Source organism: Haemophilus influenzae (assembly GCF_019703545.1).
Taxonomy (GTDB): domain Bacteria; phylum Pseudomonadota; class Gammaproteobacteria; order Enterobacterales; family Pasteurellaceae; genus Haemophilus; species Haemophilus influenzae_E.
Genome location: NZ_AP018771.1, coordinates 573,197 through 584,905, shown reverse-complemented (window position 1 = coordinate 584,905; position 11,709 = coordinate 573,197). Strand labels below are relative to the sequence as shown.

Genomic DNA, 11,709 nt, shown 5'->3' with positions numbered 1-11,709 from the left:
CTTCCTTTAAAAACTTAATTTTTTCCATTCACTACTATCACATTGCTCTCCGAGCTTGCGCATAAATTGAACATTGTTTTGGTTGATTTTTTCTACAATATAGCCCTCTTGAGCCACATCAACGCCCTCTAAAACACTGTAAATTTGCAAACCTTGATCTTGCAATAAGGCAAAGGCTTTATCTTTAGAAATCACTACGCCCACCAATTTTAAAGCGTTCAAAGGAATTTCAGCCGCTTGGCGATTTTCATCCGCTCCGCATAGATTATTAGGTACATCTGAGGAAATTATTTCTGTCTGTTCCATTACTGTTTGTGCGTTATCAAACTGAGAACGGTTACGCTGTGTTTTATCGAAAGGATCTTGTCCCCAACTGCAATTTATAAAAAGCAATGCTGTTAGGAAAAACCAATACTTCATTTTGTCTCCCTATCTAACTGAAAAATAATCTCGGTTTGCAATGGGCTGTCTTCGGGTTTGATAAACTGCAAGCGACTCACTGAAAGCTGTGACGAATTAGCCAAAAGTGCGGTTAAAAATGTCTTCGTTTTCTCAAAATGACCTGTAAGCTGTAAATGCAAAATAGGCTTTTGCCCCATTTCCCAACGTAAATGCTGAGATAAACCGTTGCGTGCAGCTAAACGTTGAATTTGTTTATTCAAAGGAATAATTTGTGCAGCCAGTTCTGGAGAAAGTTTTCGACTTTCCGATTGCTGCTGTAAAGAAGTTAAAATTTTCTGCTGATGCAACAATTCTGAACGTTTCACCGCTAACTCATTTTCAATTTCATGGAAACGTGAACTCCCCTCGATATAATCTAAAACGGGGCGAAAAATCACCGCACTTAATAGCAATAAAAAGGTTAAACCGTGCACATAAAAAGGCTGACTTAGCCATTTTCCAAAAGGAGTCAAAGGATCGTTAAAAAAAGCTTTCATTTTTCCGCCCCTTGTTCCACATCAAAGTGAAAAAACAATGTATCTTGTTCAGGTTGAACCTGACTTAATTTCACATTGGGAAAATGTTTCTTTAAAAATTGATGAATCAGTTCAAATTCTGTTTGATCTTGTGCGTTACCTTCCAAGCTTAAGTTATTCGCATCTTGTTTAAATTTATTCAGTTCTCCTTGTTGAAAAGGTAATTCACTTAGCTGTTGTAAACTCTTTTTTACTTGCTCGTTGGGAATAGATGTCAAAACTTCACCAACTTTCACCGCTCTGCGTAACTGATCAATTTGCATGGTAGTTTTATGAAGCTGTTGATTAAGTTGTTCAAACGACTTTTGCTGTGCCTGCAAATTTTGTTTCTGTTGTTCAATCAAATTGCTAAAAGCCAACATTAAATTAATAGCAAGCAAGATAAATAAAGCGATATAAAAAGCTAAACGACGTAAACGCTTTTGATGTTGATAAGTACGCCAAGGCAATAAATTCATCGACATTTAACCACCCACTTTTTGTTGATGTAAATCTTTTTGCCATAGCGCGTTGCCAAGTGCAATAAAAGGGAGTTCTGTTTCTACTCGCTGCCAATTTTCTAGTAATGGCGTATAACTTGAGGGAATTTGATAAACAAAAACTTGTTCAAGTTGTCCTTCAAAACGTTCGGTAAATTGTTCATAAAGTGCGGTCAAATTTTCGTGAGATTGTAAAATTTGTGATTGCTGAGATCTTTCACAAATCGCCAAGCAATAGTCATCTTCTTGAAATAAAAATAAGGTATTTTCTGACCGCACTTGTTCATTCAACAAATATTGAAATGCACGCAAAACAGCATTTGATGCAACATCCAATACATTAATTTTAAATGGCTGAAAATCTTGCAAATAAGTTTGAGCAGTACTTTTACGAATTGCAGTAACCTCTAATCGAAAACCTTGCTTTAACGGGGTAGAACGATAATCAAACCACAATTCTTCTAAAAAAATAGGCAGCTCTTTCTCAATCACAAATTTACATTGTTGATGACATTCTTGCGCATTTAACACTTGTGGCAACATTAATACTTTCGACCAAGTTAAGTGAGCGGGAATGCTTGCTACAAACTGCAAAGGAAAGGTTTTCCCTTGATATTGTGTTTTTAGCTGTTGTAAAAAACGATTTTTAAAATAACGATCATTAACAAAGATTTGATAACTTTGTGGCTGTTCGAGATCATCAAACCACACAAAATCAAAATAACTCTGCTTACGATGAATGCCGATTTGTAAAGTGCGGTAATTTTTCAGGGAGAATTGCATATTCTTTCCTATTCTTTAAAGGCTGAATCTTTTATACTTAACAACCAAATCATAGGTCTCTTGACAAGAATATTCATTAACGAAGCGAGAATTTTACGATGCGGATCGCAAAATTAATATTAAACACCCTATTAACTTTATGTATTTTAGGTTTAGTAGCAGGCGGAATGTTGTATTTCCACCTAAAATCTGAATTGCCCTCAGTCGAAGCATTAAAAACCGTTGAATTACAGCAACCAATGCAGATTTATACGGCAGACGGTAAATTAATTGGCGAAGTGGGCGAGCAACGCCGTATTCCAGTGAAATTAGCCGATGTGCCACAACGCTTAATTGACGCATTTTTAGCGACGGAAGACAGCCGTTTTTACGATCATCACGGATTAGACCCTATCGGCATTGCCCGTGCATTATTTGTCGCAGTGAGTAATGGCGGTGCATCACAAGGCGCAAGTACGATTACTCAACAATTAGCGCGTAACTTTTTCTTAACCTCAGAAAAAACCATTATTCGTAAAGCTCGTGAAGCAGTGCTTGCGGTAGAAATCGAAAATACCCTCAACAAACAAGAAATCTTAGAGCTTTATTTAAACAAAATCTTTTTAGGCTATCGTTCTTATGGTGTTGCAGCGGCAGCACAAACCTATTTCGGTAAATCATTGAATGAATTGACCTTATCGGAAATGGCGATTATTGCTGGTTTACCTAAGGCACCTTCAACAATGAATCCGCTTTATTCGCTAAAACGTGCAGAAGAACGCCGCAATGTGGTGCTAAGCCGTATGTTAGATGAAAAATACATCAGCAAAGAAGAATATGATGCTGCATTGAAAGAGCCGATTGTGGCGAGCTATCACGGCGCAAAATTTGAATTTCGAGCCGATTATGTCACTGAAATGGTGCGTCAAGAAATGGTGCGTCGTTTTGGCGAAGAAAATGCTTACACCAGTGGTTATAAAGTATTTACCACTGTACTTTCAAAAGACCAAGCTGAAGCCCAAAAAGCTGTGCGTAATAACTTGATTGATTACGATATGCGTCACGGTTATCGCGGTGGCGCACCATTATGGCAAAAAAATGAAGCCGCTTGGGACAATGATCGCATTGTCGGTTTTCTACGCAAACTACCTGATTCAGAGCCATTTATTCCTGCGGCAGTGATTGGAATTGCAAAAGGCGGTGCTGATATATTGCTCGCTTCTGGGGAAAAAATGACCTTATCAACCAATGCAATGCGTTGGACAGGCAGAAGCAATCCTGTGAAAGTCGGCGAGCAAATTTGGATTCGTCAGCGTGCTAATGGGGAATGGCAATTAGGACAAATTCCCTCAGCAAATTCAGCATTAGTTTCTCTTAATTCAGATAATGGTGCGATTGAAGCAGTGGTCGGTGGCTTTAGTTATGAACAAAGTAAATTCAACCGTGCGACACAATCTTTAGTTCAAGTGGGTTCTTCTATTAAACCATTTATTTATGCTGCAGCATTAGAAAAAGGCTTAACGCTTTCAAGCGTATTACAAGACAGCCCGATTTCTATTCAAAAACCAGGACAAAAACTGTGGCAACCGAAAAACTCGCCTGATCGTTATGATGGGCCGATGCGTTTACGTGTAGGATTAGGTCAATCCAAAAATATGATTGCTATTCGTGCGATCCAAACGGCAGGTATTGATTTCACTGCAGAATTTTTACAACGTTTTGGCTTTAAACGTGATCAATATTTTGCTAGCGAAGCCTTGGCTCTTGGTGCAGCCTCTTTCACGCCATTAGAAATGGCTAGAGCTTATTCGGTGTTTGATAATGGTGGTTTCCTCATTGAACCTTATATTATTGAAAAAATTCAAGATAACACAGGAAAAGAATTATTTGTCGCAAACCCTAAAATTGCTTGTATTGAATGTAATGATATCCCTGTGATTTATGGCGAAACTAAAGACAAAATCAACGGCTTTGCGAATATTCCTTTAGGCGAGAGTGCCTTAAAACCAACAGATGAAAGCACCAATGGCGAAGAATTAGATCAACAACCTGAAACTGTGCCTGAATTGCCAGAATTACAATCAAATATGACCGCACTTAAAGAAGATGCGATTGATTTAATGGCTGCAGCAAAAAATGCTTCGTCGAAAATAGAATATGCACCACGAGTCATTAGTGGCGAACTTGCTTTTCTCATTCGTAGTGCCTTAAATACGGCGATTTATGGCGAACAAGGTTTAGACTGGAAAGGCACAAGTTGGCGTATTGCACAAAGCATTAAACGTAGCGATATAGGCGGTAAAACAGGTACCACCAACAGTTCAAAAGTGGCTTGGTATGCGGGATTTGGTGCAAACTTAGTCACTACAACTTATGTTGGATTTGATGACAACAAACGTGTACTTGGGCGTGGAGAAGCGGGTGCAAAAACAGCCATGCCAGCTTGGATCACTTATATGAAAACGGCTTTAAGTGATAAGCCAGAACGTAAATTGACACTGCCGCCAAAAATTGTGGAAAAAAGCATTGATACTTTTACAGGTTTGCTTTCTCCAAACGGTGGACGCAAAGAATACTTTATTGTAGGTACTGAACCGACACGTACCTATCTTTCGGAAATGCAAGAGCGTGGTTATTACGTTCCTACAGAGTTACAGCAACGCTTGAATAATGAAGGCAATACACCAGCGACGCAACCACAAGAACTCTTCTAAAAATAACCGCACTTTAGTGTGTAATAGGGCGAGTCTATTGGCTCGCCTTCGTTATTAAACAAATAAGGAATATATTATGCTGAGTTATCGTCACTCATTTCACGCAGGCAATCACGCCGATGTCTTGAAACATATTGTTTTAATGCTCATTTTGGAAAATCTTAAACTCAAAGAAAAAGGCTTTTTTTACTTGGATACGCACTCTGGCGTGGGGCGTTATCGTTTATCCTCAAACGAATCAGAAAAAACGGGGGAATATAAAGAAGGTATTGGACGCTTGTGGGATCAAACCGACTTACCCGAAGATGTTGCACGTTATGTAAAAATGATCAAAAAACTCAATTATGGTGGCAAAGAACTACGTTATTACGCGGGTTCTCCATTAATTGCCGCTGAATTGTTGCGCCCACAAGATCGTGCACTATTGACTGAGCTTCATCCTAACGATTATCCAATTCTTCGCAATAATTTTAGCGACGACAAAAATGTCACCGTAAAATGTGACAATGGCTTTCAACAAGTCAAAGCAACGCTTCCGCCAAAAGAACGCCGAGGCTTAGTACTCATCGATCCGCCTTATGAATTAAAAGAAGATTATGATCTTGTCGTCAAAGCCATTGAAGAAGGTTATAAACGTTTTGCCACTGGCACTTATGCGATTTGGTATCCTGTTGTATTACGCCAACAAACTAAACGTATTTTTAAGGGCTTAGAAGCAACGGGAATTAGAAAAATTCTAAAAATTGAGCTCGCTATTCGCCCTGATAGCGATCAACGAGGAATGACCGCAAGCGGTATGGTGGTAATTAATCCACCTTGGACATTAGAAACCCAAATGAAAGAAATTTTGCCTTATCTCACAAAAACATTAGTTCCAGAAGGTACTGGAAGCTGGACTGTCGAATGGATTACACCAGAGTAATTCTCCATTATAAACGCCACTAAATTTCACCGCACTTTATAGCTTAAAAGTGCGGTAAGATTTTCTAAGATTTTAAATAAATCCCACAGTTCCCAAAAGCCCATTTTTTCGCTAGAATGCACGCAATTTTTGACTTAATAAAGGATAACATTATGTTTGGAAAAGGCGGTTTAGGCGGCTTGATGAAACAAGCCCAACAAATGCAAGAAAAAATGCAAAAAATGCAAGAAGAAATCGCGCAACTAGAAGTAACAGGTGAATCTGGTGCAGGTTTAGTGAAAATCACAATTAATGGTGCACATAACTGCCGCCGCATTGACATTGATCCGTCTTTAATGGAAGACGATAAAGAAATGTTAGAAGATTTAATCGCAGCTGCTTTTAATGATGCGGTGCGTCGTGCAGAAGAATTACAAAAAGAAAAAATGGCATCGGTTACCGCTGGAATGCCATTACCACCAGGAATGAAGTTTCCGTTTTAATCGAACACTTGTCTTCCCCTGCTTGCGGGGGAAGGTGTCGCAAAACGACGGAAGAGGGTTCCCCCTAAGCCTTCGGTATTCCCCCGTAAATAGAGGGAGCGGAAAGTAGCCTTATATTTCATCTCAAATTATGCAAAGCAGCCCACTTTTAGAACACCTTATTGAAAACTTACGTTGTCTTCCTGGCGTAGGGCCTAAATCGGCGCAACGTATGGCTTATCATCTTTTACAACGTAATCGTAGCGGTGGAATGAATTTAGCTCGAGCACTCACAGAAGCCATGTCTAAAATTGGCCATTGTTCACAATGTCGAGACTTTACGGAAGAAGACACTTGCAACATTTGCAATAATCCACGCCGTCAAAATTCAGGTTTGCTTTGTGTCGTTGAAATGCCAGCAGATATTCAAGCGATTGAGCAAACGGGGCAATTTTCAGGACGTTATTTTGTTTTAATGGGACACTTATCGCCACTTGATGGTATTGGACCTCGTGAAATTGGCTTAGATTTACTGCAAAAACGCTTAGTAGAAGAATCTTTCCACGAAGTGATTCTTGCAACAAACCCAACTGTGGAAGGCGATGCAACAGCAAATTACATCGCTGAAATGTGCCGCCAACACAATATCAAAGTGAGTCGTATCGCTCACGGTATCCCTGTCGGAGGGGAACTGGAAACTGTGGACGGCACAACGCTTACTCACTCTTTTCTAGGTCGTCGTCAAATCGACTAATCTTCTCATACCATTATGCGTTTATTTATCGCCGAAAAACCAAGCTTAGCTCGTGCTATTGCTGACGTGCTCCCCAAGCCTCATCAACGTGGGGATGGTTTTATTAAATGTGGCGATAATGATGTGGTAACTTGGTGTGTAGGGCATTTGCTCGAGCAAGCAGAACCCGATGCTTATGATCCTAAATTCAAACAATGGCGTTTAGAACATCTCCCTATCATTCCTGAAAAATGGCAACTTTTACCGCGAAAAGAAGTAAAAAAACAGCTTTCTGTGGTGGAAAAACTGATCCATCAAGCGGATACGCTTGTTAATGCAGGAGACCCTGATAGAGAAGGACAATTACTTGTAGATGAAGTGTTCAGTTATGCCAATTTATCTGCCGAAAAACGCGATAAAATTTTACGCTGCTTGATTAGCGACCTGAATCCAAGCGCGGTAGAAAAAGCGGTTAAAAAATTACAACCCAACCGTAATTTTATTCCTCTTGCCACATCCGCTCTCGCACGAGCTCGCGCCGATTGGCTTTATGGCATTAATATGACCAGAGCCTATACCATTCGAGGTAGACAAACTGGCTATGATGGCGTGCTTTCTGTTGGACGAGTGCAAACCCCTGTGCTTGGTTTAATTGTACGTCGAGATTTAGAAATTGAGCATTTCCAGCCCAAAGATTTCTTTGAAGTACAGGCTTGGGTTAATCCAGAGAGCAAAGAAGAAAAAACTCCAGAAAAATCAACCGCACTTTTCAGTGCCTTATGGCAACCCAGCAAAGCTTGTGAAGATTACCAAGATGATGACGGCAGGGTGCTCTCTAAAGGATTAGCAGAAAACGTTGTAAAACGTATTACAAATCAACCTGCAGAAGTAACCGAATACAAAGACGTTCGTGAAAAAGAAACAGCACCTTTGCCTTATTCCCTTTCTGCGTTACAAATTGATGCAGCAAAGCGATTCGGTATGTCCGCTCAAGCCGTATTAGATACGTGCCAACGTCTATATGAAACTCATCGTTTAATTACTTATCCGCGTTCTGATTGTCGCTATTTGCCCGAAGAACATTTTGCTGAACGACACAATGTATTAAATGCAATTTCAACCCATTGTGAAGCTTATCAACGCTTACCAAATGTCATTTCAACTGAACAGAGAAATCGCTGTTGGAATGATAAAAAAGTAGAGGCTCACCATGCAATCATTCCGACTGCCAAAAATCGTCCAGTAAATCTAACACAAGAAGAACGTAATATTTACAGCCTTATCGCTCGCCAATATTTAATGCAATTTTGTCCTGACGCAGAATATCGTAAAAGTAAAATCACATTAAATATCGCTGGCGGTACTTTTATAGCTCAAGCGCGAAATTTACAAACGGCTGGGTGGAAAGAATTATTAGGCAAAGAAGACGACACAGAAAATCAAGAACCCTTATTACCAATAGTAAAGAAAGGACAAATTTTGCATTGTGAACGCGGAGAAGTGATGAGTAAAAAAACTCAGCCGCCAAAACCTTTCACCGATGCAACCTTGCTTTCAGCAATGACGGGCATTGCACGATTTGTACAGAATAAAGAACTCAAAAAAATCCTGCGAGAAACCGATGGATTGGGTACAGAGGCTACTCGCGCTGGCATCATTGAATTACTTTTTAAACGCGGTTTTTTAACGAAAAAAGGGCGAAATATTCATAGTACAGAAGCTGGAAGAATTTTAATTCAGGCATTACCAGATATTGCCACCCAACCAGATATGACGGCTCATTGGGAATCGCAACTCACAGACATTAGTCAAAAACAAGCAACCTATCAACAATTTATGCATAACTTGAATCAAATGTTGCCTGATTTAGTCCGTTTTGTAGATCTTAATGCATTAAGACAATTAAGCCGCATTAAAATGATTAAATCCGATAGAGCGAAACCTAAAAGTGCGGTAAAAAAATCCAGTAAATCAAACAGTGAAACTGATTAAAGTTAAACCAATTAATATTTTTTTTATGCAAAGCACTTGCGAGAAAATTGAATTTTCTATAACATTCACGACCAGTTTTCTTGCAAAATTGCAAATTAGAGAGAAAAAATGTATCAAGTTCTTTTATTTATTTATGTTGTTGTCGCGATTGCCTTGATCGGGTTTATTCTCGTTCAACAAGGTAAAGGGGCGAACGCAGGCGCATCTTTTGGTGGTGGTGCATCAGGTACAATGTTTGGCTCTGCTGGTGCAGGTAACTTTTTAACACGTACTAGTGCGATTTTAGCAACCGCATTTTTTGTTATTGCCCTTGTTTTAGGTAATATGAATTCACATAAAGGCAATGTTCAAAAAGGTACTTTTGACGATTTATCACAAGCTGCAGAGCAAGTTCAGCAACAACAAGCAGCTCCAGCGAAAGACAATAAAAATAGCGACATCCCACAATAAAATAGGATTAGCATAAAAATTAAAGCTCTGGTGGTGGAATTGGTAGACACGCTATCTTGAGGGGGTAGTGACCACAGGTCGTGCGAGTTCAAGTCTCGCCCAGAGCACCAAATTAAAAAATATACAGCACTAAAAGCATTACAAAGCCTTGATTCTACTGAAATCAAGGCTTTTTTATTCCCTATACGACTCCACTATAAACACTATCGAACCTTAGAATTTTAGTAATAGACTTAATAATATATTCACACTAAGGCAAAAAAATCTATTACTAAAACAGCATAGAGACTTGTAAATACTAGGATTATCGCCTAGTTTGTTATATTACTAAGTAGGGCTATTTTATGGCATACTTAACAAATCCGCTTTCTGACACCCAAATTAAAAAAGCAAAACTGAAAGAAAAAGATTGCTCCTACTTTTACAAACGATTCACGAATACATCCATAACTAAAAGGACTAAGCCCTGTAGATTACAGAGCTTAGTCCTTGATTTCATAGTCTAACTTTTTCAATGAAAATTATTTTTTACATTCAAAGTGCGGTATTATTCCGCATTGTTTTTTGATTTAATAATGGCGTAAACTACACCTGTTGATAAAGCACCAATCGCAATTGCACCAAGATATTTCAATGGCTCAGATACAAATGGAATGACAAATAATCCACCGTGCGGAGCTTGTAATGTAATATTTAATCCCATTGAAATCGCACCAGCCACCGCACCACCAATCACAGAACTAATAATGACTCGAATTGGATCTGCTGCCACAAATGGTAATGCGCCTTCAGAAATAAAACATAAACCAAGAACAAATGATGCTTTCCCTGCATCGCGTTGGCTAACGGTAAATTTATTGCGAGCAATCCAAGTGGCAACTGTCATACCAATTGGAGGAACCATACCTGCGGCCATTGCCGCAGCCATTGGTGTATAAACTTGGGAAGCAATCAATCCAACCGAAAAAGTATACGCTGCTTTATTTACCGGTCCGCCCATATCGATACACATCATTGCGCCGATAATTGCACCTAACACAATCGCATTCACTTCGCCCATTGAAGTAAGCCAATTACTTAGCTCTTTCATAATTTCAGCCACTGGTGGATTGATGAGGTAAATCATCGTCAAACCAACAATCATCGAACCTAAGAGCGGTAAAATTAAAATCGGTTTTAATGAAGTCAGACTTGCTGGCAATCGAATAATCACATTTAGCCCTTTCACCACATAGCCCGCTAAGAAACCCGCAATAATACCGCCAAGAATCCCTGCACCCGCTTCACTTGCCAGCATCCCAGCAATCAAACCAACTGCAAGCCCTGGACGATCCGCGATAGAAAATGCAACGTAACCGGCAAACACGGCAATCATTAACTTGAACGCCACACCACTACCGATATTCATCAACATATTGGGAAGATCTTGAAAAACTCCTGTATTTTCAATTACATTAAAACTGAACATAAAGGAAATCGCGATCAACAATCCACCAGCAACCACTAACGGTAACATATGAGAAACGCCAGTCATTAAGTGTTTGTACACACCTTTTTTCTCACAGCTTTCTTCTTTCGCTCCTGCATTATTTCCACCATCAAAAATTTTGGCCTCTTTAAATGCTTTATCAAATTCTTGCTCGGTTTTCTTCAGGGCTAATCCTGTTGAAGTGCGATATATTGGCTTACCTTTAAATTTATCTAAAGGCACATCAATATCTGCTGCAACAAATACCAAATCAGCCGCCGCTACTTCTTCTGCAGTAATTTCATTGCCAGCCCCAACTTGACCACGGGTTTCAACTTTTACATTCCAACCTTGCTTTTTCGCATAGGCTTCAATCGCTTCGGCTGACATAAACGTATGAGCAACGCCTGTCGGACAAGCAGTTACCGCAACAATATTTTTTACACCAGAAACACCTGTAAAACTCACCGCACTTTTCGGTGCAACATAATCAGCCCCATTGGCTAAGGCATTTGCCAGCGTGACTTCAGGAGAAATCATGGCTATAGCTTCGCCGATAATAAAGACTTTTTTACCGACTAAAGCGGGATTATTTGGTAAGACAGAACCAAATACGAGAACAAGATCTGCTTCAGCTGGTGTTTCTACAATAGAGACATTCGCTTTTTGTGCAGCTGCTCGAAAAACTTCATGTAATAAATAGGCTTTCGCATCGCCTACATTAGCTGATTGGGTTAAAAATAACTTCATA

At 39.5% G+C, this 11,709-nt stretch carries 11 protein-coding genes and 1 tRNA gene; 7 read left to right on the top strand and 5 right to left on the bottom strand.

Annotated features, from left to right (window positions below):
* Positions 1–6: 6 nt before the first annotated feature.
* Genes K6J66_RS02895 through K6J66_RS02880 form a run of 4 tightly spaced genes read right to left on the bottom strand, consistent with a single transcriptional unit; the run spans position 7 to position 2,239 of the window.
* Positions 7–420: a pilus assembly protein PilP gene (locus K6J66_RS02895; protein ID WP_032823984.1), complete on the bottom strand. Its 414-nt coding sequence runs from the start codon at positions 418–420 to the stop codon at positions 7–9.
* Positions 417–938 (bottom strand): competence protein ComC, encoded by a 522-nt coding sequence (comC, locus tag K6J66_RS02890; RefSeq protein WP_005662592.1) that lies wholly within the window; start codon positions 936–938, stop codon positions 417–419. The genes K6J66_RS02895 and comC overlap by 4 nt, the downstream gene beginning before the upstream one ends.
* On the bottom strand, positions 935–1,441 hold the full coding sequence (gene comB, locus K6J66_RS02885) for a competence protein ComB (protein WP_038439363.1): 507 nt from the start codon (positions 1,439–1,441) through the stop codon (positions 935–937). Before comB ends, comC begins: the two co-directional genes overlap by 4 nt.
* Positions 1,442–2,239: a type IV pilus biogenesis protein PilM gene (locus tag K6J66_RS02880; protein WP_038439365.1), complete on the bottom strand. Its 798-nt coding sequence runs from the start codon at positions 2,237–2,239 to the stop codon at positions 1,442–1,444. It lies immediately after the preceding gene.
* Positions 2,240–2,337: 98 nt separating this feature from the next.
* On the opposite strand from K6J66_RS02880, the gene K6J66_RS02875 reads away from it, so the two are divergent.
* The 7 genes from K6J66_RS02875 (at position 2,338) to K6J66_RS02845 (ending at position 9,600) form a co-directional block, all read left to right on the top strand.
* Entirely contained in the window at positions 2,338–4,932 is a 2,595-nt protein-coding gene (locus tag K6J66_RS02875; protein WP_038439366.1) for a penicillin-binding protein 1A, read from the top strand.
* Positions 4,933–5,008: 76 nt separating this feature from the next.
* A complete protein-coding gene (locus K6J66_RS02870; protein ID WP_038439368.1) occupies positions 5,009–5,854 on the top strand; it encodes a 23S rRNA (adenine(2030)-N(6))-methyltransferase RlmJ in 846 nt (281 codons plus the stop codon).
* A gap of 152 nt (positions 5,855–6,006) precedes the next feature.
* Positions 6,007–6,336: a YbaB/EbfC family nucleoid-associated protein gene (locus K6J66_RS02865; RefSeq protein WP_005629464.1), complete on the top strand. Its 330-nt coding sequence runs from the start codon at positions 6,007–6,009 to the stop codon at positions 6,334–6,336.
* 130 nt (positions 6,337–6,466) lie between these two features.
* Positions 6,467–7,069: a recombination mediator RecR gene (recR, locus tag K6J66_RS02860; RefSeq protein WP_005626527.1), complete on the top strand. Its 603-nt coding sequence runs from the start codon at positions 6,467–6,469 to the stop codon at positions 7,067–7,069.
* 15 nt (positions 7,070–7,084) lie between these two features.
* Positions 7,085–9,040, top strand: a complete 1,956-nt coding sequence (locus K6J66_RS02855) for a DNA topoisomerase III (protein ID WP_038439372.1) — start codon at positions 7,085–7,087, stop codon at positions 9,038–9,040.
* A gap of 108 nt (positions 9,041–9,148) precedes the next feature.
* Positions 9,149–9,490 carry a preprotein translocase subunit SecG gene (secG, locus tag K6J66_RS02850; RefSeq protein ID WP_005649335.1) on the top strand — a complete coding sequence of 114 codons (342 nt, stop codon included), beginning with the start codon at positions 9,149–9,151 and terminating at the stop codon, positions 9,488–9,490.
* A 24-nt stretch (positions 9,491–9,514) separates the two neighbouring features.
* Positions 9,515–9,600 (top strand) — tRNA-Leu (locus tag K6J66_RS02845).
* Positions 9,601–10,037: 437 nt separating this feature from the next.
* Here the strand turns inward: K6J66_RS02845 and K6J66_RS02840 are convergent.
* Positions 10,038–11,708 carry a fructose-specific PTS transporter subunit EIIC gene (locus K6J66_RS02840; RefSeq protein ID WP_110442576.1) on the bottom strand — a complete coding sequence of 557 codons (1,671 nt, stop codon included), beginning with the start codon at positions 11,706–11,708 and terminating at the stop codon, positions 10,038–10,040.
* Position 11,709: the final 1 nt, after the last annotated feature.